We start from the raw sequence: 23,021 nt of genomic DNA, 5'->3' as shown, positions 1-23,021 counted from the left end.
TTTTTTAAAATATCAACTCTCAATACCAGGTAGGAAAGCAAATCGCCCGGGCCATTGCCCGGGCGTGATTTAAATTCGTGTTGGCAGAGCCTTAGAGAGTGACCCATTCCCCTCCGGACTGGTGAGAGCGCACAGAGGCTTCAATGAATCGGACACCGTCTGCACCTTGTTCGACACTGGGATAAGCAAGCCAATCGGCCGGAACGGTAACGCCATCCCGACGCGCGGCTACGGCCATGGCAAATTCCGTATAGAGGTTGGCCCAGGCTTCAATAATCCCTTCGGGGAAGCCGCGCGCGGTCCGGATCAGGCGTTCCGCGTTGGGGCCAACGCCGTGCCCGTGACCTCGGCTGATGATACGATCCGGCTCACTAAACCGATTGAACTTCAGCTGTTCCGAATTCTCCAAGTCCCACTCGAGGCCTCCTTCGCTACCGAATATCCGCAACCGCAACCCACCCCGATTTCCTGGGGCAAGGCGCGTCGCCATCAGGGTTCCTGGAACTTCATTTTGGTAACGGGTGAACATGAAAACTGTGTCTTCCAAAGGCTTTGGCGCACCGCAGACATGAAACTCGGCTCTCAGGTCGGTCATCGGCAGGCCCGAGACAAAACTAGCAAGATGCGCGGCATGGGTGCCGATATCGCCGACACAACTGGTCGGGCCAGAAATCTTTGGATCCAGCCGCCATTTGACATGAGGCGCATCAGCCACATCTTCGGGCGTCATCCAGTCTTGCATGAACTCGACATGGATTTGGTTGATCTTGCCGATGCCGCCTTCCGCCACGATTTGTTTGGCTTGACGGATGACCGGAAAACACGACATCGCATAACCTACGGCAAAAACCTGCCCTGCGCGCGCGGTGATCTCCTCAAGCCCCTCTGCCTCGGCGACTTCATTGGTCAGCGGCTTGTCGCACAGCACATCAATGCCTGCTTCCAGAAATACCTTGGCCGCGTCGAAATGAACGTGGTTCGGAGTAGTGATCATTACGGCATCTACGCAATCCGGGCGCGCCGCCTCGGCCTGTGCCATCTCCTCGAACGAAGCATAACACCTGTCCGCTGGCAGATACCACTCGGCCCCCCGCGCCTTGCTGCGCTCGGCGTTGGAACTGAGCGCGCCAGCCGCGACCTCCCACCGGTCGGTCATCCGCGCAGCCGTTGCTTGCGTGACCGAGATCCGTCCACCTCCAACAACGCCCAGCCGCAAACGGCGAGACAAGCGCGGAAAGGGACCGTCGAAGTTCAGGTTTTCAGGTAGAAGCCTCTCAGCCATTCTGAACCTCCATTTCCAGGACCCGTGCGCCCTCGGGCAGCATTTCCACCGCCATGAATATGCTTGGGGTAATCGTCTCGTACTGATGCCAGGGATAGTTGCCTTCGGCGTCATACATCGGCTTGTGCGTCGTGCCCGGCGCCATAAATTCTTCGAGATAGAGCGTCTCAACGTCCCGTTCACGACATTGCTGCATTTTACCGAAGCCAACAATTTGCGTATGCACTTCGCGGAACCCCGGCACCGGACAGAACGGATGATCCTTGTGCAAACCGACATTCAGCGGAACCGAGCCCGAGTGGTACATCGTCAGTCCGACGTTACCCACGAAAACCTTCGGCGACATGTAATGGCTGACACCGCGCAGACGCTCCTCTTGGCGAACATCAAAAGCAGATGGCCACGTATCTTTCACCCATGCGAACAGCTTATTGTCATCACCATGGGCGTCGAAACCGTAGACAATTACCGCGCGTTCTACGCTGTTAAGCGTGCTGTCTTGCACGATGACAGACGAAAGCGGTGCAACGGTCTGATCCACGACCGAAAGGTCTCGTCCCCCAAGGTTCAAAACAATTGCACGACCCTCGACAGATATTCTGTCTTCATCGGTTATGTGCTGAACGCGAAAGAATGGCTGCGCAAAGTCGAGTGTCTCAATCGGCATGCGCCAACTCCTTTCTCTCATCGTTCAGGAAATCGACCGGCAGAAGTTCCGGTGCTTCGCAACGGCTTTCTATTGTCTGGTAAGCACCAAATTTCGGCGCCCGTTCAATCGCGTCCATGACCTCGAACACATGGTAGGCAACCGCTCCACTCGCGCGGGGTTGGCGTCCTTCTTGTGCCGCCAGAGCCAGGTCCAATAGGCCGAGGCCACGGCTGTCTTCGTTAAACCCATGTTTGTTTTCGACCACCTGCCAGTCTTCGCGACCGGTTGGACGAGGTTGATGAGCCCAGCGCGAGGTCTCCCGTGTCTTCAACCAGACATCTCCTTGAAAGATATTGGCCCCATGAACCGGGTCAGGATCAGGGATGCTGATGGTGCCGTATTCACCATAGATCTCGAACCGCGGCGTTTCGCTGTCCCAAACGTCGAAACTCATAGTCATTGACCCGATGGCACCGGACGAGAACTGCAGCAGGCTCAGGGAGTGCGTGTCGACCTCGACATTCATCCACTCTCCGTTGCGCGGACCGTTTTCGATCATCCGCTGGTCAAATGTCCGCCGCGCCATTCCGGCGACACGGTCAATTGGTCCAAGACAGCAGATCATCGCGGTCAGGTAGTATGGTCCAAGGTCCAGCAAAGGCCCACCACCCGCCTGATAGTAGAAGTCCGGGTTAGGATGGTGGCGCTCCGTCCCGTGGGTACCGACATGGGCAAAAACCCCTGTTGGTTTGCCAATGGTACCCTCGTCGATCAAGCGCCGAACGGTCTGCCAGCGACCGCCCAGAAATGTGTCGGGTGCGCAACCGACCAGCAACCCCTTTTCAGAGGCCATGTGCAGGATCGCCTTGCCATCCGTTCGGTTCATGACCAGTGGCTTTTCGGAATAGACGTGTTTCCCCGACTCCAGCGCGCGCAGGCTGATTTCGGCATGCGCCGCCGGTATTGTCAGATTCAGAACGCAGTCAATCGTCGGATCGTCAAACACTTCATCTGGCGTGCAGGCCTGGGCGACACCGTATTGATCCGCTTTGGCGCGGCTTTCCGAAGGATCAAGGCTTGCACAAGCCACGACTTCGACGCTCGAAAATTTGGATAGTGTCTTTAGGTAAATATCACTGATACGACCACAGCCAATAAGGCCGACCCGGAAGGATTTCGATGTCTCACGTGTCATCATTCCTGTCTTCGTAGAGGGGTAAGTAATTCGGGGGCATCGGCCCTTTGTTGCGGCCACCCTGGTTCATCTGTTCCCAAGCGTGGGCGAGTATTCCGACCGAACGGGACAGGCAGAACAGCCCTCGTGACAAGGGCGCAGGAAAGCCAAGTTCGCAGAAGATCACAGTTGTCGCGCCGTCAATATTCATGGCAATTGGCCGACCGCCTCGTTGACGACCGAGTTCGGCTTGAACCTCTTCTCCGATATCGGCAAACCGGCCAGAAACTGTGCCTTCTGCCGCCGCATCACGAACAAGTTGCAACAATCGTGGCGCGCGTGGGTCGACAGGCTTGTGAAACCTGTGACCAAAGCCCGATACGATCTTGCCGTAGGTCTCGCGCCAAACGTCCAAGCCATCCCGAACAGCGTCATTCAGCGAAGTTCCCGCATCCATGCGGACTGCGATATCATAGTAAAGCTCTGCACACTGCTCTCCTGCCCCGCCGTGCACGTCGCCCAGCATGTTCACCGCAGTCGCCATCGCATTATTGAGACCTACCCCGCAGGTGGCGGCCATACGCGCAGCCGCAATCGAGGGAGCCTGCGGACCGTGATCCACGCCTGCGACCAAAGCAGCCTCGAACAGGCGCGCTTGAGCGTCGCTGGGCAGATCGCCCCGCGCCATCAGCCAGATCATCTGTGGGAAAGATACGTTTCCGATCAGGTCCTCAATAGGATGGCCGCGAAAAGCGATCTTTCCGGGTTTCATGTCGATGATGGATGTGCGCCACCATTGACGGATGACTTGCTCGTCGTTTGTCATGCCGTTGCACCTCTAAACTCGCGCATGCGCTGCTGACGAAGTGAATCGAAAACGCTTTGAAGACGGCTGATTGAGGCGGTGCAGCCGGTGAAGATCTCAAAAGACGCTGCAGCCTGATGAACTGCCATTCCAGCACCATTCATCACTTTTAACCCAGTTGTGCGGGCGCTGCTCAGAAGGTGTGTCTCAAGCGGGAAATATACTATATCTGCCACCCAAGCATCCGGCCGCAACAATGATGGATCAATTACCGACCCTGGGTACTTATCCATCCCGAGCGGTGTCGCGTTGACCACTCCGTCCACAAATTTGACCCGTTCCAACGAAATCGAGGGGGAACCCTGAAGCTTTGAACGAGGGCGCAAGACCTTTAGTCGACTGACCAGCGCCTGCGTTCGTTGGAAGTCAGGATCGATGATCTCCAGATCTCGAACACCTGAATCAAGCAAAGCCAAAGAGACTGCACTGCCCGCGCCACCAGCACCAAACATGAGAACCGTTTCAGTCTTCGATGATCCCAAAAAATCTCCGAAGGCACTGTGGAATCCTATGTAATCGGTGTTGTGGCCAACCATTCGGTCGTCACGAAAAACTACCGCGTTGACAGCTTGAAGTTCCTCAGCAGTCTTGGAAAGCTCATCAAGATGATCAATGACCGACGCTTTGTAGGGGTGTGTCACGTTGACCGCCGCACAGCCTAATTCAATGGAATAATGCAGTAAATCAGCGACCGACATTCCACGAAATGGCTCTTTTTCCGTGTCGATCCTACCGTAGCTCAGATCGATACCCTGCGCCCGGCTCTCCGCCTCGTGCATCTCAGGCGTCATGGAGCCAGAAATCGCTTGTCCGATTAGTGCGGCCTTCATATTAGGTTGTTCCTTCCGCCACGTGGTGTCGCGTTTGCGCCGCTAATCGAAACGCAGCGTTACGCGCGCCATAGCCGGCGTAACCAGTTCGGCGCTCAACAATTTCAAAGAAAAAGCCGTTAAAGATAGGTCGACTGTAGATCTGAAAGTACTCGGCACCCGCCGCCTGATCGTAGAGTATGTTATCCCTGCGCATTTGGGCGATCAGCTCCTCACTTAACCCGAATGTCGCTTGCAGATCAGCGTAGTAGTTTTCTGGGATGGAAAGGCTGGGAAAACCGGACTTCCGCAATTGGGCTGAGGTTTCAAAAATGTCGTCCGACTGGAAGGCGATGTGCTGAACACCGGCACCAAAACCGTCTTCAAGGAATGAAGCCGCCAGTGTTCGACGCCCAACTGCACCATTCAGGTTTAAACGCACTTCGCCTTCGGGGCTTTCGATGGCTTGGCTTTGCACAACACCCGACGGGTCGGCAACGTTCAAGATCGGGGATTTCGCCATCTCAAAAGTCGAAATGTAATAGAGCAGCCAGCTTTGCATCTCATCGTTACGCATCGTCTGTGCCAGATGGTCGATGCGGCGCAGACCGGCGGGCTGGCTTGCTTTGGTCTTGGCGACTGGCTCGAACTCGATGTCCCAAACCCGATGCAGATCGGATTTCTCATCTATGAAATGGACAACATTGCCACCAACACCTCGGATGGCCGGGATGTCCAGTTCCCCGGTCCCTACTGGCTGCGAGAAATTCGGCGCGCCCAACGCGGTCGCCCGCTGAACCGTCTGATCCGCATCCCTGACACGCAACCCCATGTCACAAACGGAGGGGCCGTGACCCAGGAACGCCGAATGGGCAAAACCTTCCTTCTCGGTATTCACAACGATGTTTATCGCGCCCTGCCGCCACAGTTCGACGGATTTGGTAACGTGTTTTCGCTCCATTCGAAAACACATTGCTGACAGCATATCTGCCAGCTGCGCGCCGCTTGTTTCGTCGGCTGTAAATTCGACGAATTCGAAGCCTGACGCATAGACGCGTTCCGGCAGGTCCGGGATGCCGAAATCGGTTCCCGGCTCGGTCCGGGATACCTCATCCAGGAGGTTCACCAGCGACCTGTAGCTGTCTCGAGCCAGTGTCCGGCCACCGGGTTGAGGAGCTGCTTCGTTGACGCGTGCAACCGACCAAGGCCCTTTGTATCCGGCGCGGGCAAGCACGCGCACAAAGCCCGCAAGGTTCAGCGACCCAAGCCCCGGCAGAAGCCCAAAGTGCCGTTTGAGCCGACGTATATCCATCTCAAGCCGGGGCGCATCGGACAGTTGCACATGGAACAGCCGCTCGCCGGGAATGTCCCGAAGGCGGGCGGGTTTGGACCCGTCAGCGAGCGAGAAGAAGGAATTCAAAGCCAACCCCAAATGAGGGCTGTCGATTGCTTCAACGATGCCTAGCGCCTGCTTATCCGAAGGAATAAGGTTCGACCATGGCAAGCCCATATAGGCCAGACGCAACCCCATCTCTTTCGCGATCTCGGTCGCTTCGCCAAGATCTGCGATTACCTGTTCTTCGGTCACGTCGACATCGACCTCGAAGGCAGACCCGATAAGCAGCAATTCCGTACCCAACTCGCTCATCAGGTCGAGTTTGCGTTTCAGCCGATCAAAGGCGCGCTCTCGTCCACCGCCGGACTGGCCTTCAAGGTTATGGAAGGGTTGCAGCAGGCAAATCTGAAGGCCGAGATCTGATGCAATGTTCCGAATTTGCGATGGCGGCCCATCAAAAGCGGTCAAATCCGGTTCGTGTAATTCGACACCTCCGAACCCTGCGTCAGCGATAGCACTCAGTTTTTCGGCCAGATCACCGGGGATCGACGTTGTCGAAACCGAGAGGCACATTATCCCTGATATCCAAACATACGCGGCAACCACAGGACCAGATCCGGCATCAGCATCATGATCATGAGGGCGAAGATGAGCACCGCCAGGAAGGCCCAGATTTCCGAGATGATTTCACGCAGCGGAATGTCCGTCACGGCGTTGATCACAAAGAGCAGAATTCCATAGGGCGGCGTAATCAGACCAATCATCGAGTTCACGACGACCAGCACCCCGAAATGCACCAGATCAATCCCAAGCGCTTCGCAGGTTGGAATGAACAGGGGCACGATCACAAGAATGATCGTTGTCGCGTCCAACACGCAACCCAGCGCGAGGATCAGCAGATTTACGAGGATCAGGAACACAATCGGGCTGACATCCGAACCCTCCAGCAGTGCCGAGATCGTCTGAGGGATTTGCTCCTGAATGACGATGAAGTTCAGAATGAACGCGCCACCAATGACAACCCCAACGGCCGCCGACGAACGGGCACTGTCGACGAAGACCTGATAGAGGCCACGGAAGGTCAGCGCGCGGTAGAACAATGCTGCCAGTAGCAAGGCGTAGAATGCAGCTACGGCGGCAGCCTCGGTCGGGGTGGTGACGCCGCCATATATGCCGTACAGCAGAATTGCGGGCATCAGCAGTGCCGGGAACGCGTTGGCGGTTTTAGCTGGCAACTCGCGCAGCGGAACAGGTTCTTCCAATGCAAAGTTCCGCTTTCCAGCCAGATAGTAGTTCATCGCCATTAGGACGACGCCCATGATCAGGCCTGGCAGAATACCGGCCAGGAAAAGAGACCCGATGGAGGCCTTGGAAACGAGCGCGTACAAAACCATCGGGATGGAGGGCGGAATAATGGGCCCGATCGTTGCCGACGCCGCCGTGATCGCCGCTGCGTAGCCTCGGCTGTAGCGGCCATCCTTGGTCATCATCTCAATGATGATTTTACCGATCCCTGCTGCATCCGCGACGGCCGACCCGGACATACCCGAAAAGATCAGAGACGCTACCACGTTGACGTGCCCGAGGCCGCCCTTGAACCGCCCGACCGCAGCAACACAGAAGTTCAGCAGCCGGTCCGTGATCGACCCCGCGTTCATTATGTTCGCGGCGACGATGAACAAAGGCACGGCAAGCAGAATCGTGCTTTTGTAGAAGCCTTGCAGGATCTTCTCACCCGCGAGGGCGACGTCCAATCCGGCCGTGCCCAGGTACACTAATGAGGCCAAAAGTATGGAATAGCCGATAGGTGTCCCGATGCCTGCCAGAAGAAAAAGAGCGAGCAGGCAGGAAAGAAGTTCAAAACTCATTTGTCTGCGTCCTCGTCGTCTTCACCGTCGACCCGGGGGTGATCGTCGACCACGTTAAATCCCACGACCATTTCAAGTTCGGTTTTGGGCGGGCCGTTGCGCATGATATCGAAGAACAGCCAGCCATAGCGTGCGGCCACGACCAGCATGAAGACAGCATAGATCGAGAACACGGTGCGCAGCGGTATCTTCTCACCAGAGAACGGATTGCGCACAGTCGAGGTTTTGCGGATTTTTATCCAGTCGATGTAGTCCCACGTCGGCAGGAAACTGTAGAGCATCCCGACCACAATCGCCGCAGCCGCCAGCATCGCAAAGACCTGACGAACGCGCATCGGCACCGAAAGATAGATGATGTCGAACTTCACGTGATCTCTCTCGCGCACGATGAACGCGCAGCTAAAAAAGATCACCCAGACCCAGAGGATGCCTATCAGTTCAAGTGTCCAACCGGCGGGGGTAAAGAAGTACCGCAGATGAATTTGCAGAAGGAAGATTAGGAAGATTGCCGCCAGCATCCCACCGGCAATCGCTTCGGTCAGTCGGGAGAACCCCTTTATGAAGCCATTCATCGTGGTTCTCCCTCCCTTCTTCAGACGACTTTAGTTGCCCAGAGCATTGATCTGCTCAAGTACACCGTCGGGCCATGATCCGGCGAATTCACTTTCCAGATACATCGACTGTACCTGATCGCGGAACGCCGCCAGGTCAGGCTCGTAGACCTCCATGCCCTGCTCCTTGAGGAAGCTGACAAGGTCCTCTTCTTTCTGAAGCTGCTTCTGGCGACCGGATTCGGCCGCAGCATCCGCAGCTTCCTGAACCTTAGCCTGCTGTTCCGGTGTCAGCCCGTCCCAAACCTCTTTACCGATGGCGATGTAGTTCAAGTCAACCAGGTGCGATGTCAGGATGATCTGATTGGTCACTTCGTAGAATTTGGCATCTACCACGGTCGGCAATGGGTTGTCCTGACCGTCAACGGCACCGGTCGACAGAGCTGTGTAAACCTCTGAGAACGCCATTGGTGTCGGGGCGGCACCCAGCGCTTTGCCAAGGAACTGCCACGCATCGGTGCCCGGCATCCGCAGGTTCACACCCTCCAGATCAGCCGGAGTGCTGACGGTCAGTTCATCCTTAGGTTGGCGCAGGTTCACCTGACGACGGCCCAGATACATGACCGACAGTAGTTTGACGCCCAGTTCTTCTTCGGCCTTTTGCTTGAAGGCATCCATCAAGGGATCGTTGAAGACAGCCACCTGATGCGCGGCGTCCTGGTGGACATAGCCTGCGGTAAAGATCGAAAACTCGGGGAAGAACTGTGCCAGCTCCTGCGCCGAGGTGATCGACATCTCCAGATTGCCGCGACTGATAGCGTCCAGCTCAGTGCCTTGCGCGAAGATCGTGCCGTTGTAGCTGGGCTCATAACTTGCGAAATCAGCGACCATGGGCGCGAAAACCTCGGCCATGGCGACCGAGCGTTGGTCAGTCTCCGATCCTGATGTTGCGAGGCGAAGTTGGACTTTGTCGTCTGCCAGCGCACCGCTTGTCGCGCTAAACAGAACACCGGTTGCAACCAGGGCTGATACAGCAGCCCGGCGGGTAAGTTTGGTAATCACTTTGCTCCTCCCTGAGACATCATGATGCTTCTTTTTGCGATTCAGAGTTTTGACCTATTTTAGGCATTTTGCAAGATGTTTTACAAAATATCAGATATTTTTTATTACCTGCAATCTCTGCTGCTGCGTTTCCTGAAGGTTTCTTATCCTGACGGTTTCGCCAGTCCTGCAGGATTTCTGAATAGCTTCAATAACTTGAAGCGTTCTAAAACCTTCCCATCCCGACACAATCGGATCTGCTTTGCGCCGAGCAACTTCAACAAAGTGCCTAAGCTGATTGACCAGAGGGTCAGACGCACCCTTTTTCAGCGCGGTTGATGTGATTGGCGTCCACCAATCCCTTTGCTCTCTCTGGTAACTCCACAGGCGAAGATCGGGAACGGATAACGAACCATGAGAGCCACCGATCATGTAACTACTCTCAGTGGTCGACGGATAGATTGGATATTCCTGAGACGTCATCTCCCAGCTCCACGGAGCGACGATGCTGTCGGACACACTTATGGTCCCGATCGCCCCACTTTCAAACGTCAACAGCGCGCCGGCGACATCTTCGTTGTCGTAACCCCGCTGCGATGAAGCCGACTGCGCCTGTACGGTCATGACTTCTCCGGCCAAGTACCGAAGCAGATCAACATCGTGGACAAGATTGACCGAGATGGGCCCTGCACCGGGTTTCTTTCTCCAAGGCGCAGCATCAAAATACTCGTCTGGCTTATAGAACCAGCAATTCGCATGGACAGCGCGCACATTTCCAATCTTCCCATCGACAATGGCTTCCTTAGCCGACCGGATCAGAGGATTGTGTCGACGATGATGTCCGACCATCAGTGGCACATTGGCCTTCTCCGCTGCTTGAACAAGCTCGAGTGCAGCGGTGGCTTCCACGGCGATCGGCTTTTCGACAAGAACGGGACAACCATGTCGAACACACGTGAGGCCTTGCTCGACATGAAGCGTGGTCGGAGTCGCCAGAACAGCTCCGTCTGGCGTCTGATTTGCTAACATTTCCTCGAGGGTTTCGTAACATGCGACCCCATGCTCAACGGCGTAAGCACGGCCTTCATCGCTGGGGTCGACCACCGCGACGAGATCAACATGGCGCAACGCTCGGATAGCGTCTGCGTGGCGGCGTCCAACAAGGCCAATGCCGACAATGGCAATGCGAAAGTTCTTAGACACTTTGCTTCCTTCCGGAGGGTCCGGAAAATCCCGAAACCGATGATTGCGATCGGGCTGCTTTGCCCAACTTGGCCACGACCGTATTGGGGTTTTCGCGATTCCGCAATAATGTATGATATTTTTATTTTTACCATACATCAGTTTGGATTGCTGATGTCTCTGAAAAATGCTAATTGAACGAGGAAACTGATAATATCGGGTGAAACGCATGGCGAAACAGCCGTCTACGATAGGTGCAAGCACCTATCAGCGCATCAAGCGGGACATCATCTTCGGGGAGCTGCAGCCCGGCTCCAAACTGAAGCTGGACGCCTTGAAGGAACGCTACTCGGCAAGCCTTTCGACACTTCGTGAAACGCTAAACAGGCTCGCCAGCGATGGATTTGTCGAAGCTCCCGAGCAACGGGGTTTCCTGGTCACGCCAGTCTCACGAGAAGACCTAACCGAGATTTCAGAGCTGCGGGTCCTGTTGGAATGCCACGCTTTGGAGTTATCCATTGCGAATGGCGACACGGACTGGGAAGGCAACCTTGTTGCCGCACACCACAAACTGCACCTGATGGAACAGCAGCTTCTCAAGGGCGACGAGTCTGAGAAAGAAACCTGGAAACGATATGATTGGGAGTTTCACCAAGCGATGATCGCGGCCTGCAACTCCAATAACCTTCTGTCTCTGCACTCGATCATCTACGACAAGTACCTGCGGTACCAGATGCTCGTACTAACGTATCGCGGCGAAGAGGCCGTCAAGGAGCACAAGGGCATGTTCGATGCAGCACTGGCCAGAGACGCCGACACGGCCAAGAAACTGTTGGAAGATCACATCCGAAACGGTCTCGCACATACGCTGGAAGCTATGTAGCTCGCCGTGGTTACCGCCTGTCTCTAACACCTGGATCAGCGACGCGGGACCTGAAAGGTAAGTTAAATTACTGTGCTTACTAGGCGAATTTCGCAAACTTATCATTCAACACCCGAACCCCGCTGTACCAGGGAGCCGTTTGGACAGAGGTTAAAGCGCTAACCGGCGCCATGAAATTGGCGGGGTTTTGTAACTTAGCAAAAGTAGTTCTATCGACGGCCTTCGCCTCAAATGGCAGGTCTCGTAACCACTGGATGTTAAAGGCCTGATACAGGAGACTGGAAAGCCTCCAGTTGCCGCCAAATGCGCTTTCTATTGGCACAGTGTTCAGATGGCAGGATACTTATGCTTGCTTCAGACCAACCAAATCGGAATAAGAACGCTCACCGCGAGTGATTTGACGTTTGAGGGTGTTCGTTGCTGCTTTTACTTTACTCTCGCCCAATAGCGATGTGATCGCTTGATGTTCCTTGAAAGATTTCTTCGTTCGATTGGAACGCTTGGACAGATGTGTCCGCATAGTTTGGACGATATCACTGACTTTTTGATATCCATCCCGCAGGTAACTGTTTCCGCAGGACCTGAAAAACGCGTCGTGAAACTCGGCGTCAAGTTCCAAGTACTGCTCGAATTCATCCGCTTCCTGCGCTTCTGACATCTTAGAAACAATTGTAGCCAGCTCATTGATCAGAACCGAAGGGTTCTTTTCAAGCGACTGCTCCAAAGCTGCGGATTCTAGGATGAGCCGATACTGGCAAAGCTGCACCACGTCCTCTTGAGAAAGAGAGAATACAAAGGCTCCTCGATGAGGAAATATCTGAACGAGCCCCTGAAGGTTCAATGCCGATAGCGCTTCGCGAATCGGAGTTTTGCTGATGCCCATGGCATTTGAAAGCTTCACTTCCGGCAACGATTCACCCAATTGAAACGTGCCATTGATTATGCCTTTTCGGATATGCTCTTCAGCAGTTTTACTCAACGAATCCGGGCGCTTAATCTGCAAAATCTCGGTCATTTTCACTTCGTCCTATTTCGTCTCTCTAACACAATAGCACATGTAAGCTTGATTTCTATATTATATCTGATATCTCAGATAATAGATCGAAAATAACTAAATCCGTGGGAGGATACCTTGTTCAAGAAATCAACATTGGCGCTTGGCGTCGTCATGTCAGCCGGGCTTGCTTTTGCAGCATCCGCTGAAACAGTCATTAAGGTTGGGCATGGCGCAGCAGAAGCGTTTCATATGCATCGCGCGCTACTGAAATTTGAAGAACTGGTCGAAGCTGGCTCGAATGGTGAGATCGACGTACAGATATTCCATTCGTCGCAGATGGGCCCTGATCGCGAGATGATCGAAGGTGTTCAAACCGGCGTTCTGGAAATGGCCATTCCTCCTTCCTCTTTCTTCGCGGGCTGGGATCCGGCTTTTGCAGTAATTGAACTGCCTTACATGTATTCCTCCAAGGACATCGCCTTTGATGTTCTTGATGGTGATGCTGGTGATGGGATGCTTGCACGGGTCGAAAACCAGGGATTGGTCGGTCTTGGCTGGCTTGAATTGGGTATACGCAATGTGACCAACAATGTCCGTCCGGTTGCAACCCCCGCAGATCTCGAGGGTGTCAAGCTACGTACCATGAAGGTTCCGGCGCATGTGGCGACATTCGAAACGCTCGGAGCCAACCCGACGCCAATGAACTTTGGTGAGGTCTATTCTGCTCTCCAGCAAGGCGTGATCGACGGCCAGGAAAACCCACTGGCGATCATTACCTCACAGCGTTTCTACGAGGTTCAGAAATACCTTTCGACCACGGGCCATGTCTTTGCGGTCTATATGCCCGTCATCTCCAAACCGTTCTTTGAATCGCTGTCCGCAGAGCATCAGCAACTGGTCCGGGACTCGATGGCCGCCGCACGTGAATATCAGGCTGAACTGGTCGCGAGCGAAGATGCGGAACAACTGGAACAGATTCGTGCTGCTGGTGTCGAGGTTCTGGAACTGACTGCAGAGCAGCGACAGGCCTTTGCCGACAAAACCGAAAGCGTCCGCCTGCAGTATCGCGACGAGGTTGGCGCTGAAGCCTATGACGACTGGGTAGCGGCAGTTTCCGCAGCGAGCGGAAGCTGACCCTCAGACTACTCAGCCAATACGGGCACCCGCGCCATGAAAGTTCGGGTGCCCCTTTCGTTCAAGGGGAGGTGAACGGTGTCGGTTATCAAATGGATCGATATGAATGCCGAAAAGGTCTTAGCCAGTGCACTTTTGGCCGCGATTGTCTTGTTGATCTTTGGAAATGTGTTCATGCGCTACATTCTGAATGCCTCTCTTTCATGGGGCGAAGAGCTAACGCTTTGGCTGTTTGTATGGTTTGTCTGGCTAGGCGTCAGCTATGCGTTCCACACAGGCGATCATGTGGGTATCACGGTCCTGCGTGATGTCCTAAGCGAGCGCGCAAGGCTTTACGCGGATGTTGTGATCGCGCTTCTTGTCCTTGGATTTCTGATCGTTCTAACAATTGAATGCATCAAGCTTATCCGACAGCCTTTTGTCGCCAGCCAGACTTCGGTCGTTTTGGGGCTACCGATTCCGATCCTTTATGCTTCGGCGCCGATTGGCGCGGGCCTGTCCGCGATCCGCGTCACTCAACATCTGTTCCGAACCCTGCGTCTGATCGCAGGAACCAAAGCGTGAGGAACCCGGTATGCTTGCAACAACGCTTTTCTTGACGCTCTTTGCCCTGTTGCTCTTCAGCGTGCCTATTGGCATCTGTCTGGGCTTGGCCACTATGATCGTGATGGTCTTTGTAGATGGCACACCACCCATGGTTCTTCTGGCACGGTCGGTGGTAACAGGCGCGGACTCCTTTCCTCTAATTGCCGTCCCTCTGTTCATATTGGCAGGCGACCTGATGCAACACGGCGGAATGTCTCGCCGACTGGTTGGATTTGCCAATGCGCTGATCGGTCATATCCGGGGTGGGCTGGCTTATGTGAACGTGCTCGCCTGTGTGTTTTTTGCCGCCATATCCGGCTCATCTCCTGCGACCGTAGCCGCCATCGGGTCGAACATGATCCCAGAGATGGAAAAGGTCGGCTATACGCGCAAATTCAGCGGCGCATTGACAGCCTCCTCAGGAATGATCGGTGTAATGATCCCGCCAAGTATTCCCTTCATCATCTATGGTGTTACTGCCGAGGTTTCGATCGGCAAACTGTTTCTTGCAGGCGTTGTTCCTGGCATCCTTTTTGCCCTCATGTTCATGTTGGTCGCTCGTGTTCTGCTGCGAAAGGACGAGGTTGTTCAGCAATCGACGACTACGTTCTCAGGCCCAGGCGTCTGGCAGAGCTTCCGGTCTTCCATCTGGGCGCTATTGGTGCCGGTAATTATCCTTGGGGGCATCTACAGCGGTATCTTCACCCCAACCGAAGCCGGTGCCGTGGCCGTAGTCTATGCCGCTTTCATCGGCATATTCGTCTATGGCGACATCACCCTCAAGGACCTGCCAGAGGTTTTGGCGGGCAGTGCAAAGACCAGCGGGACCATTCTGATATTGGTGATCATGGCGACCGCCTTTGGCAGGTTGATCACGCTCGCAAGAATCCCGACAGAGCTCGCAACAACGATCACCAGCCTGTCCGACAACCCAATCATCATCCTGTTGCTGATCAATCTGCTGTTGTTGGTGATCGGAATGTTCATGGAGACGATTTCGTCGATCATCATCATGACGCCGATCCTGCTGCCGGTTGCAACCGCGCTAGGTGTCGATCCGATCGTTTTTGGTGTCATCTTGACGGTCAACCTGGCCATTGGGTTCTGCACACCGCCATTGGGTGTGAACCTGTTCGTGGCCAGTAGCATTTCGAAGGTTTCCATCGAAAGCCTCAGCCGGGCGATCCTGCCATTCTTTGTCGGCATGCTGATCTTGTTGATGTTCATCACCTATGTGCCCGTAATTTCCTTGGCCCTGCCATCCCTTTGGTGACCGACTGAGGAGCTTCAAACGTTAGACAACGAACAGAGGACCCGGATGGATCTGGACCTTTCCCACCCGTCGATAGAAGACCTTCGGAAAACCGCACAAAAGCGCATTCCGAAGTTTGCCTTCGAATACCTCGACAGCGCGACCGGCCGGGAGCTGGGGTTGAAGGTCAACCGGGACGCACTTGATGCCATCGGGTTCATGCCGCGTGTACTATGCGGCCGAACAAAGGCCGACCTACAGACTACATTGATGGGTAGAACTTACGATCTGCCATTCGGAATAGCACCGGTAGGTATGTCCGGCCTGATGTGGGCAGGAGCAGAGCGGATGCTTGCAAAGGCTGCGGTTGCTCACAATATTCCGTTTTCGTTGTCCAGCGTGGCGGTTGCTTCACCGGAAGATGTGGCACCTTACATTGGAAAAAACGGATGGTTTCAGCATTACCCGGTGAACTCCGGCGATCTGCGTCGCGCCATGCTGCCGAGGATTAAGGCAGCGGGATTTCATACGCTGATTGTCACGGTGGACGTTCCAGAAGAGAGTCGGCGCGAACGACAACGCCGCGCCAATCTGACGGTGCCTCCAAAAACTGACCTGCGCACGCTGACAGAAATGGCGTCACGACCCGCCTGGTGCCTTGCACATCTTCGCGAGGGCATCATGCCACGTATGCGGTTCTTTGACGATTACGTCCCGACCCGCGGACGAGAAAGTTTTACTCATGCAGGCGCTCTGATCCGTGGGATTCCAGATTGGGACTACCTGCGCGAACTACGGCAGGAATGGGGGGGTCGCCTGATCGTCAAGGGTGTTTTGCGGCCGGAGGACGCGCAAAAAATGGTGGCCGAGGGCGTGGATTGCATCTGGGTCTCAAACCACTCCGGGCGTCAATTCGAAGCCGGACCCGCTGTGATTGACCAACTCCCGAACATCCGCGAGGCGGTCGGAATAGATGTGCCACTGATCTACGACTCTGGCGTTGCCTGGGGATTGGACATCATGCGTGCCCTGGCGAAAGGTGCGGATTTCGTCATGGTCGGGCGTGCCTTTCAATATGCTGTTGCAGCGTTCGGAGCACGAGGGATCGACCATCTCGTTCACATCCTGAAAGCTGACATTGAGGCCAACATGAGCCAGCTTGGCAGCGAAAACCTCGGCAGTCTGGCAGAGCACCTTCTGAGAACTGGCTGATCGGCGCTTGCGGCGCGTGGCGTATCACGCAGACGCGTTGTCATCCTCGTCAATCAGCCCCTTGACGATCAGATCCGCGGTTGAGCGCGAACATGCCATTGGCAGATTATATACCGTTGCGAGACGGGTCAGAGCCTTAACGTCGACGTCATGTGGCATGGGTGAGAGAGGGTCGACAAAGAAAATCAATGCATCCAGTTTCTCTTCGCAGATCATGGCGCCGATCTGTTGGTCGCCTCCGAGTGGTCCGCTTTTCAGGCAGGTCACATCCAGTTCTGGATAGGCTTGCTTAATGCGGCTACCGGTAGTCCCAGTCGAAAAGATTTGTACTCTGGACAGGCGGGCCAATTGCAGACCCACCCATTCAACGATTTCGTCCTTTCGCGCATCATGCGCTACAAGCGCGAAACGCGGCGCATCACCGGATGAATTGTTCAACGTAATCTTCTCCAAGACCGACTTCCCCGAAATGTTTTCGGCACAGATCAATCTTGGTAAAGACATCTTCGTAGCCAGTGACCTTGCCCCACGGATCAACATAGCACATCACGCCATTGACCTGGAAATAGGTGACCATCTCTTCAACATCGTCGGGAACGACCAAAGTATGAGTCTCACCCGGCGGCTCAAAGACATATCCCCCCTCTTCCGCAACCCAATCATGTTCCAGATAATGCCAGCGGCCTTTCAGGACAAAACCGTGGACTGGCTGTGGATGGCGGTGCCGCGAAAGAACACCAGCTTTGCGCACTTTGAGAAGGTTCATCCAATAACCTTGCGAGCGGTTCAAGCAGAGCGGTCGGAACCAGACGTTCTCTGCCTGCGGAACCCATAGCCTGTCGTCTTCGCTCATGGCATTCGGGATCACGATCTCGTCTTGCGCATCCTTGGGAAACGGCAACTGATATGGCATTCGGGCGGTGTCATCGTCATTCATTGATTTTCCTCACATAGCGAGATAGCCGCCATCGACCGGATAGATTGATCCGGTCACAAAGCTGGCGTTTTCACTCAAAAGCCATTGCACAAGCGCACCGACTTCTTCGGGTTTCCCCCAGCGTTTCATAGGCGTACGCGCCATGATCCCCGCTGTTCTTTCAGGGTCTTCCCGAAGGCCCTGGGTCATCTCTGTCTCAATCCAACCCGGCGCGATGGCATTGACCCGGATACCGTCTTCGGCCCAGCGACCTGCGAGCGCCTTGGTCAACTGTGCCACGCCGCCCTTAGAAGCGGAATACGCCGGAACCAAAGGCCCACCAAAGGTACTGAGCATAGAGGCGGTGTTGACGATGGCCCCACTCGCTTCAGCCAACAATGGATGCGCGGCAAGACAGCAGCGCATGGTGCCTGTCAGATTCACATCGAGCACCTTGGCGAAGACGTCGATGTCATATTCTTCGCCACGCAAAAGAATACCTGCGCAGTTCACCAAGGCATCGAGACCCGTGAGTTCGCCGAATACATCATTGATGGACGTCTGGTCGGTGACATCCAAGAGCTGCACCTTTAACCCGTCCTGAGGCTCGAATGCATCCAATTCGGATTGGGAGGCGGATGCGGCAATGACGGACCAACCTGCGTTTGCTAACGACCGTGCAACACCCGCACCAATCCCTCGCGTTCCGCCCGTTACAAGGGCCTGTTTCATCCAAGTTCCTCCAATACACTGGTGAAGGCGCGCGCGCGCCTTCCGATATCATCCAATGTATAGCTCGGTTTGAATAGTGCAGAGCCCAGCCCATATCCATCTGCACCCACGGCATGATACGACGCCATCGTATCCGGCGTTATGCCCCCTACCGCAGCGATGACTGCGTCTGCAGGCAATACGGCACGCATGGCAGCTATGGCAGCTGGTGGCACCATTTCTGCCGGAAAGAATTTGAGGACCGATGCTCCGATATCCAACGCCGTAAAGGCCTCGGAGGGGGTCATGACACCTGGACACCAATACAGATCCCGCGCGACGGCCGCGCGCCCGACGTCCGGGTTCATATTGGGCGACACGATGATCCGCCCGCCTGCATCTGCGACCGCCGCGACCTGATCCGTAGTCAACACTGTGCCAGCGCCGACGATGGTCTGAGCGCCATGATTTACGGCGATCTGCCCTATCGATTCCAGCGGGTCAGGTGAGTTGAGTGGCACTTCGATTATCCGAAACCCGGCATCGAAGAGTACATCAGACACCGGGCGCGCATTTTCTGGTGCCAGCCCCCGCAAAATCGCAATCAGCGGGTTCTCGGCAAGAGCTGCGGTGAGGTCAATCATCCAACCAACCCCGCAGCGCGAGCAATCAGAAAATGCCCTTTCGCAACGATATCATCTGGCGCGCGACGGCTGTCGAAACCAGCAGTTCGAAGCGCTATTTCGTATCGGTCGGACAAGTCGCTACGTCCAACAACAGTGATCGTGCCGACGTCTTTTACTTCGCCGGTCGCGGCAGCAACCTCGGTCCCGATCAACAAGCCCGACAAATAGTCGGCCGTGGCAACCTTTGGGATTTTGCCCATGAGAGGAAGCGTCCGAACATGAAACAGGCTGTGCAGCAGGTTCGACTCGCCACTGAGACCCGCCTTGACGCCCATCACGAATGCGCCTTCGCTGAAGGCGTCCTCCTTCATCAAGGTGCCAAGGATCGTGTGTTCTTTCAGCGCCGAAAAGATCTCACCTGTCATGTAAGTCGAGAAATCCACGATCTTCCCGTCGGCAACCTGAACCCATTTGCTGTGCGTTCCCGGCATCACGAACATACCTTCGCTCAAGCCTAGCGAAGATGCCCCGATGATCTGGGTTTCCTCGCCGCGCATCACGTCCGGTCCTCCAGCATGTTCTGTCGAAGCACCTGTCACAAAATGAATACGCGCTCCGTTGGCCGCTTCATGCGGGACCAACGCTCGCGCAAGACCGCCAGCACCCAGCGGCATTTCAGCATATTGCGTTTCTACCCAGCCATTGCGGCTGGTGATCATGCCAGATGCCAGGATCGGCAGGTTAGCCTTGGCGACCCAAGGGCCGATGAGACGATCAAGGACCGCCTCAAAGGTTTGTCCCGCAACCTGCATGATACCTTCAGGCGACGAGACCCCATCGATCACGTCGCCCTCCGCACCAATTAGAAATGCACGAAACGATGAAGTGCCCCAATCTACGCCGATCAGCGCTGGCTCAGATGCGACCGAATTCATTTAGCAGATCCTCAACGGTTTTGCCTTGGGCCACCCATTTACGGGTTTCCTCCTCACGGTCAGCTTGCTCTTGAGCAAGGCGCACGGTTTCTTCGGCAATTTCCTGTGGAACCACGACGACGCCCATAAGATCAGCTACAATGAAATCTCCGGGGTTTACCACGACGCCCCCACAGGCGATTGGTACATTGATCGAAAGTTCTTCTTTACGTTCCGAGAACATCGTGTGCGTTCCGCGCGGCGTGATCGCGCGCGTCCAAATCGGCCAGTTGATGTCTTCCAACTCATCTGTGTCACGCCCGGTACCATCGACGATCATACCGCGAATGCCACGGTTCTTGGCCAGACCACCCATCAAACCGCCGCAGACCGACGTTTGACGATCTCCACCCGCGTCCACAACGATCACGTCCCCGGGTTGTCCCATTTCAAGCGCTCGCAATGGGTCGACCAGGTCGCCTTTTGAAAGCTGAACCGTCACGGCCTGGCCTGTCACCTTGGCGCGGAAGGCGGGTTTGATGGCGCTGTCCATCACGCCTGTTCGGTACTGCACATCCGCAAAAATGGCAGCGGCAGAGTACGCCTCCAACACCTTGTCGAATTTTTTGAGAAGTTCCGGGTTTCTTTCAAAATCATAGAAAACCCTGAGGTCCGTGCTGACGTCTGGCATTCTTGTCTCCTGTTATGCGGTAGATACGGCCAATGCGTCGGCATTGACGGTATAGTCGGGGTTTTGCCCTGTCAGGACCTTGGCCACCTGAGTGGCCGCGGTGACCCGCGCTGCGTGTATGGATTCCTCGGAATAGTAGGCCGCATGTGGCGTTACGAGGACGTTGGGCAGCGTGAACAACGGGTTGTCATCAGGCGTCCAGTTGGCGCGCTTGGCCGGCTCTTCTTCGGGGTCGTCGAGCCCTGCAGCGGCCAGATGGCCTTCGGTCAGCGCCCGGAATAGGGCTTTGTTGTCGACCGTTGGTCCGCGTCCGGTGTTCACGAGTATCGCACCGGGTTTCATGACCGAGAATTCGGCATCCGACAAAAAGTGATGCGTGTTCGGCGTCATCGGTGCCTGCATCAGGATATAGTCGGACCTTGCCAGCAATTCGGGCTTGCTCACCAGCTCGACCCCAATCTTTGCCGCGACTTCTCTTGGCAAATACGGGTCGTAGGCGATGACCGTAACCCCGAAAGATTGCGCCCGCGCCACGATGGCTTGCCCGATTTTACCCAGCGAGACGACACCCATCGTCCGCCCGCGCAAACGGTAGACCGGCTGCCCGCTTTGCCATTTCCAGATCCCTGCATGAGTGGCCCGATCATAGTCAGGCAACTTGCGCGCCAGGGTCAGCCAAAGGGCAATCGCATGATCGGCGACCTCCTCGGTGCAATAGTTTTGCACATTGGTGACGAGGATACCTTTTTCCGTCGCCGTGCCGACATCCACGATATCCACGCCTACGCCATAGCGCGCGATGACCTCGCAGTTTCGCATCCGCGTGATCGTTTCTTTCCCGATCCGGGCATATTGGTTCATCATCGCTGCGCAATGCGGCGCGACATCGAACAGGTCTTCCTGACGCTTGGCCTGAAGCGCAATCACCTCGGCTCCTGCGGCTTCCAGGATTTCCGTCTCAACGGCAACATCACCAAAGTCGTAATCGGTGATCACGACCTTGGGTTTGTCCGTTCTGGGGGGAAAGGCGGCGCGATCAGTCATAAGCACCCGCCGAATAGGTCAATTCGTACGAGTGGCTGTAGAGCTCGAAAATGTTGCCAAAAGGGTCTTCCATATAGACCATGCGATAGGGCTTTTCACCTGGGTAATACTTGCGCACTTGGCTCATGCGCTGGCGCCCGCCCAGGTCTTCGATAACCTTGACGCGGCCTTCCAGATCCTCGTCCTGTACGCAGAAATGAAACAAGCCACGCCGCCAATATTCAAACGGGCGTTCTTCTTCGACGGTCTTCGGGAACTCAAACAATTCGATGCCAACACCGTCGCCCATCGACAAATGCGCGATGCGGAAGCTTCCCCAACCTTCCCCAAATACATCGTCGCACATCTGACCGATGGCGCTTTCGTCATGCAGGATTTCAGTTGGTTCCATCAGCACGTAGAGGCCGAATGCCTTGGAATAAAACTCCACGGCTTTTTCCAGGTCGGGAACTGTGATGCCGATGTGAGAGAAAGTGAGAGCGGCCATGTAGGGCTCCTCCAGTTAGAAGTTAAAGAATGTTGCGAACGATGCCGCCTTCGATCCGGTGCGCAGATCCATTGGAGGCCGTGCTTGCTGAGATCGTGACGATCATGCGGGCGACTTCGTCTGGTTGGACAAAGCGTTGTATGAGCGATGTGGGCTCATCTGATTTGAAGTAATTGTCGACGATCGTATCGAGCGGCTCACCCTTTTGATCCGCGAGACCGTCAAAATAGGCTTCGACACCTTCGGTCCAGGTCGGACCAGGCAGGATCGAGTTAACCCGGACTTTCGTGCCCTTTGTCAGTTCTGCCATGCCGCGTGTCAGACCTAACATGGCAGTTTTAGTGACAGAATAATGCACCATCTGAGGGAGCGGTTTCACTGCCGCTTCGCTGGCCATGTTGATGATAGATCCCTTATCCCGGCCAAGCATGTCAGGCAGGAAATTTCGGCTCATCCGAACGGCGGACAGGACATTGATGTTGAAGTAATGCATCCAGTCGTCATCCGTGAGATCCTCGAACGGTTTGACCGAGAAGATGCCGACATTATTCACAAGAACATCCACCGCCCCGCGCGCGCGGGCAAAATCCGCCAGTGTTTCTGCATCTGAGGTCTTGGTCAGGTCGGCCGCAATGCCTTCGACCTTGCCCAGAGATGACAGGTCGTCGACGCAGTCGGACACTTCCGTCTGGGTCAGGCCATGCACGATGACCCGCGCGCCTTCTTCAAGATAGACCCGGGCAGTGGCTTTGCCGATGCCGGAACCTGAACCAGTCACCAGGACCAGCTTATCCTTAAGCCCCAGATCCATC

25 protein-coding genes are annotated in these 23,021 nt (G+C 55.3%); 5 read left to right on the top strand and 20 right to left on the bottom strand.

Annotated features, from left to right (window positions below):
* Positions 1–91: 91 nt before the first annotated feature.
* The 10 genes from ACR0AW_RS18965 to ACR0AW_RS18920 form a co-directional block, all read right to left on the bottom strand.
* Entirely contained in the window at positions 92–1,282 is a 1,191-nt protein-coding gene (locus ACR0AW_RS18965) for a Gfo/Idh/MocA family protein (protein ID WP_170734028.1), read from the bottom strand.
* Positions 1,275–1,949: a hypothetical protein gene (locus tag ACR0AW_RS18960; protein WP_170734027.1), complete on the bottom strand. Its 675-nt coding sequence runs from the start codon at positions 1,947–1,949 to the stop codon at positions 1,275–1,277. The genes ACR0AW_RS18965 and ACR0AW_RS18960 overlap by 8 nt, the downstream gene beginning before the upstream one ends.
* Entirely contained in the window at positions 1,939–3,126 is a 1,188-nt protein-coding gene (locus ACR0AW_RS18955; RefSeq protein WP_480439445.1) for a Gfo/Idh/MocA family protein, read from the bottom strand. The genes ACR0AW_RS18960 and ACR0AW_RS18955 overlap by 11 nt, the downstream gene beginning before the upstream one ends.
* Complete coding sequence (locus ACR0AW_RS18950) at positions 3,116–3,931, bottom strand: citryl-CoA lyase (RefSeq protein WP_170734025.1); 816 nt, start codon at positions 3,929–3,931, stop codon at positions 3,116–3,118. Before ACR0AW_RS18950 ends, ACR0AW_RS18955 begins: the two co-directional genes overlap by 11 nt.
* Positions 3,928–4,800, bottom strand: coding sequence for a shikimate dehydrogenase (locus ACR0AW_RS18945; RefSeq protein ID WP_170734024.1), 873 nt, complete (start codon positions 4,798–4,800; stop codon positions 3,928–3,930). The genes ACR0AW_RS18950 and ACR0AW_RS18945 overlap by 4 nt, the downstream gene beginning before the upstream one ends.
* A 1-nt stretch (position 4,801) precedes the next feature.
* The gene (locus ACR0AW_RS18940) at positions 4,802–6,688 is read right to left on the bottom strand and encodes a TIM barrel protein (protein ID WP_170734023.1); all 1,887 of its coding nucleotides are present in this window, start codon (positions 6,686–6,688) and stop codon (positions 4,802–4,804) included.
* A complete protein-coding gene (locus ACR0AW_RS18935) occupies positions 6,688–7,983 on the bottom strand; it encodes a TRAP transporter large permease (RefSeq protein ID WP_170734022.1) in 1,296 nt (431 codons plus the stop codon). The genes ACR0AW_RS18940 and ACR0AW_RS18935 overlap by 1 nt, the downstream gene beginning before the upstream one ends.
* Positions 7,980–8,555, bottom strand: coding sequence for a TRAP transporter small permease subunit (locus tag ACR0AW_RS18930; protein ID WP_170734021.1), 576 nt, complete (start codon positions 8,553–8,555; stop codon positions 7,980–7,982). Before ACR0AW_RS18930 ends, ACR0AW_RS18935 begins: the two co-directional genes overlap by 4 nt.
* 30 nt (positions 8,556–8,585) lie before the next feature.
* A complete protein-coding gene (gene dctP / locus ACR0AW_RS18925) occupies positions 8,586–9,596 on the bottom strand; it encodes a TRAP transporter substrate-binding protein DctP (protein ID WP_170734020.1) in 1,011 nt (336 codons plus the stop codon).
* 90 nt (positions 9,597–9,686) lie between these two features.
* The gene (locus ACR0AW_RS18920) at positions 9,687–10,988 is read right to left on the bottom strand and encodes a Gfo/Idh/MocA family protein (RefSeq protein WP_480439442.1); all 1,302 of its coding nucleotides are present in this window, start codon (positions 10,986–10,988) and stop codon (positions 9,687–9,689) included.
* Between ACR0AW_RS18920 and ACR0AW_RS18915 the strand changes: the two genes are divergently transcribed.
* Entirely contained in the window at positions 10,987–11,640 is a 654-nt protein-coding gene (locus ACR0AW_RS18915; protein ID WP_170734019.1) for a GntR family transcriptional regulator, read from the top strand. The two genes, ACR0AW_RS18920 and ACR0AW_RS18915, sit on opposite strands and share 2 nt — an antisense overlap.
* Positions 11,641–11,983: 343 nt before the next feature.
* Here ACR0AW_RS18915 and ACR0AW_RS18910 read toward each other — a convergent pair whose 3' ends face one another.
* A complete protein-coding gene (locus tag ACR0AW_RS18910; protein WP_170734018.1) occupies positions 11,984–12,655 on the bottom strand; it encodes a GntR family transcriptional regulator in 672 nt (223 codons plus the stop codon).
* A gap of 117 nt (positions 12,656–12,772) precedes the next feature.
* On the opposite strand from ACR0AW_RS18910, the gene ACR0AW_RS18905 reads away from it, so the two are divergent.
* From ACR0AW_RS18905 to ACR0AW_RS18890, 4 genes are all read left to right on the top strand, one after another.
* Positions 12,773–13,771, top strand: a complete 999-nt coding sequence (locus tag ACR0AW_RS18905) for a TRAP transporter substrate-binding protein (protein ID WP_170734017.1) — start codon at positions 12,773–12,775, stop codon at positions 13,769–13,771.
* 78 nt (positions 13,772–13,849) lie between these two features.
* The gene (locus ACR0AW_RS18900; protein ID WP_170734016.1) at positions 13,850–14,335 is read left to right on the top strand and encodes a TRAP transporter small permease; all 486 of its coding nucleotides are present in this window, start codon (positions 13,850–13,852) and stop codon (positions 14,333–14,335) included.
* Between the two features lie 31 nt (positions 14,336–14,366).
* Positions 14,367–15,629: a TRAP transporter large permease gene (locus ACR0AW_RS18895; protein WP_480439440.1), complete on the top strand. Its 1,263-nt coding sequence runs from the start codon at positions 14,367–14,369 to the stop codon at positions 15,627–15,629.
* Positions 15,630–15,674: 45 nt separating this feature from the next.
* Complete coding sequence (locus ACR0AW_RS18890; protein WP_170734014.1) at positions 15,675–16,820, top strand: alpha-hydroxy acid oxidase; 1,146 nt, start codon at positions 15,675–15,677, stop codon at positions 16,818–16,820.
* Between the two features lie 24 nt (positions 16,821–16,844).
* On the opposite strand, the gene ACR0AW_RS18885 is transcribed toward ACR0AW_RS18890, so the two are convergent.
* From ACR0AW_RS18885 to ACR0AW_RS18845, 9 genes are read right to left on the bottom strand one after another with little or no spacing between them, the layout of a single operon-like run.
* On the bottom strand, positions 16,845–17,258 hold the full coding sequence (locus ACR0AW_RS18885) for a methylglyoxal synthase (RefSeq protein WP_170588270.1): 414 nt from the start codon (positions 17,256–17,258) through the stop codon (positions 16,845–16,847).
* A complete protein-coding gene (locus tag ACR0AW_RS18880; protein WP_010437260.1) occupies positions 17,239–17,757 on the bottom strand; it encodes a 2,4'-dihydroxyacetophenone dioxygenase family protein in 519 nt (172 codons plus the stop codon). Before ACR0AW_RS18880 ends, ACR0AW_RS18885 begins: the two co-directional genes overlap by 20 nt.
* A 9-nt stretch (positions 17,758–17,766) precedes the next feature.
* On the bottom strand, positions 17,767–18,468 hold the full coding sequence (locus ACR0AW_RS18875) for an SDR family oxidoreductase (protein WP_170734013.1): 702 nt from the start codon (positions 18,466–18,468) through the stop codon (positions 17,767–17,769).
* Complete coding sequence (locus ACR0AW_RS18870; protein ID WP_170734012.1) at positions 18,465–19,091, bottom strand: 2-dehydro-3-deoxy-6-phosphogalactonate aldolase; 627 nt, start codon at positions 19,089–19,091, stop codon at positions 18,465–18,467. Before ACR0AW_RS18870 ends, ACR0AW_RS18875 begins: the two co-directional genes overlap by 4 nt.
* Positions 19,088–20,008, bottom strand: coding sequence for a 2-dehydro-3-deoxygalactonokinase (locus ACR0AW_RS18865; RefSeq protein WP_170546583.1), 921 nt, complete (start codon positions 20,006–20,008; stop codon positions 19,088–19,090). Before ACR0AW_RS18865 ends, ACR0AW_RS18870 begins: the two co-directional genes overlap by 4 nt.
* Complete coding sequence (locus tag ACR0AW_RS18860) at positions 19,989–20,678, bottom strand: RraA family protein (RefSeq protein ID WP_170734011.1); 690 nt, start codon at positions 20,676–20,678, stop codon at positions 19,989–19,991. The genes ACR0AW_RS18865 and ACR0AW_RS18860 overlap by 20 nt, the downstream gene beginning before the upstream one ends.
* A 12-nt stretch (positions 20,679–20,690) precedes the next feature.
* Positions 20,691–21,722: a C-terminal binding protein gene (locus tag ACR0AW_RS18855; protein ID WP_010437255.1), complete on the bottom strand. Its 1,032-nt coding sequence runs from the start codon at positions 21,720–21,722 to the stop codon at positions 20,691–20,693.
* Positions 21,715–22,209, bottom strand: a complete 495-nt coding sequence (locus tag ACR0AW_RS18850) for a lactoylglutathione lyase family protein (RefSeq protein ID WP_010437254.1) — start codon at positions 22,207–22,209, stop codon at positions 21,715–21,717. Before ACR0AW_RS18850 ends, ACR0AW_RS18855 begins: the two co-directional genes overlap by 8 nt.
* Positions 22,210–22,231: 22 nt before the next feature.
* The gene (locus tag ACR0AW_RS18845; RefSeq protein WP_170734010.1) at positions 22,232–23,020 is read right to left on the bottom strand and encodes an SDR family oxidoreductase; all 789 of its coding nucleotides are present in this window, start codon (positions 23,018–23,020) and stop codon (positions 22,232–22,234) included.
* Position 23,021 lies beyond the last annotated feature (1 nt).

The sequence above is a fragment of the Ruegeria sp. C5 genome (genome assembly GCF_056537605.1).
The sequence above is the reverse complement of the archived record's forward strand: the minus strand, read 5'-3'. Positions and strand labels throughout refer to the sequence as shown.

Bases quoted from the DNA above. Each gene is read 5' to 3' on its own strand.
- ACR0AW_RS18960 (WP_170734027.1), bottom strand. From the start codon at position 1,949: ATGCCGATTGAGACACTCGACTTTGCGCAGCCATTCTTTCGCGTTCAG.
- ACR0AW_RS18935 (WP_170734022.1), bottom strand. From the start codon at position 7,983: ATGAGTTTTGAACTTCTTTCCTGCCTGCTCGCTCTTTTTCTTCTGGCA.
- ACR0AW_RS18915 (WP_170734019.1), top strand. From the start codon at position 10,987: ATGGCGAAACAGCCGTCTACGATAGGTGCAAGCACCTATCAGCGCATC.
- ACR0AW_RS18920 (WP_480439442.1), bottom strand. From the start codon at position 10,988: ATGCGTTTCACCCGATATTATCAGTTTCCTCGTTCAATTAGCATTTTT.
- ACR0AW_RS18855 (WP_010437255.1), bottom strand. From the start codon at position 21,722: ATGACTGATCGCGCCGCCTTTCCCCCCAGAACGGACAAACCCAAGGTC.
- ACR0AW_RS18865 (WP_170546583.1), bottom strand. From the start codon at position 20,008: ATGAATTCGGTCGCATCTGAGCCAGCGCTGATCGGCGTAGATTGGGGC.
- ACR0AW_RS18845 (WP_170734010.1), bottom strand. From the start codon at position 23,020: ATGGATCTGGGGCTTAAGGATAAGCTGGTCCTGGTGACTGGTTCAGGT.
- ACR0AW_RS18940 (WP_170734023.1), bottom strand. From the start codon at position 6,688: ATGTGCCTCTCGGTTTCGACAACGTCGATCCCCGGTGATCTGGCCGAA.
- ACR0AW_RS18950 (WP_170734025.1), bottom strand. From the start codon at position 3,931: ATGACAAACGACGAGCAAGTCATCCGTCAATGGTGGCGCACATCCATC.
- ACR0AW_RS18870 (WP_170734012.1), bottom strand. From the start codon at position 19,091: ATGATTGACCTCACCGCAGCTCTTGCCGAGAACCCGCTGATTGCGATT.
- ACR0AW_RS18880 (WP_010437260.1), bottom strand. From the start codon at position 17,757: ATGAATGACGATGACACCGCCCGAATGCCATATCAGTTGCCGTTTCCC.
- ACR0AW_RS18955 (WP_480439445.1), bottom strand. From the start codon at position 3,126: ATGACACGTGAGACATCGAAATCCTTCCGGGTCGGCCTTATTGGCTGT.
- ACR0AW_RS18875 (WP_170734013.1), bottom strand. From the start codon at position 18,468: ATGAAACAGGCCCTTGTAACGGGCGGAACGCGAGGGATTGGTGCGGGT.
- ACR0AW_RS18850 (WP_010437254.1), bottom strand. From the start codon at position 22,209: ATGGCCGCTCTCACTTTCTCTCACATCGGCATCACAGTTCCCGACCTG.
- ACR0AW_RS18860 (WP_170734011.1), bottom strand. From the start codon at position 20,678: ATGCCAGACGTCAGCACGGACCTCAGGGTTTTCTATGATTTTGAAAGA.
- ACR0AW_RS18910 (WP_170734018.1), bottom strand. From the start codon at position 12,655: ATGACCGAGATTTTGCAGATTAAGCGCCCGGATTCGTTGAGTAAAACT.
- ACR0AW_RS18930 (WP_170734021.1), bottom strand. From the start codon at position 8,555: ATGAATGGCTTCATAAAGGGGTTCTCCCGACTGACCGAAGCGATTGCC.
- ACR0AW_RS18890 (WP_170734014.1), top strand. From the start codon at position 15,675: ATGGATCTGGACCTTTCCCACCCGTCGATAGAAGACCTTCGGAAAACC.
- ACR0AW_RS18945 (WP_170734024.1), bottom strand. From the start codon at position 4,800: ATGAAGGCCGCACTAATCGGACAAGCGATTTCTGGCTCCATGACGCCT.
- ACR0AW_RS18965 (WP_170734028.1), bottom strand. From the start codon at position 1,282: ATGGCTGAGAGGCTTCTACCTGAAAACCTGAACTTCGACGGTCCCTTT.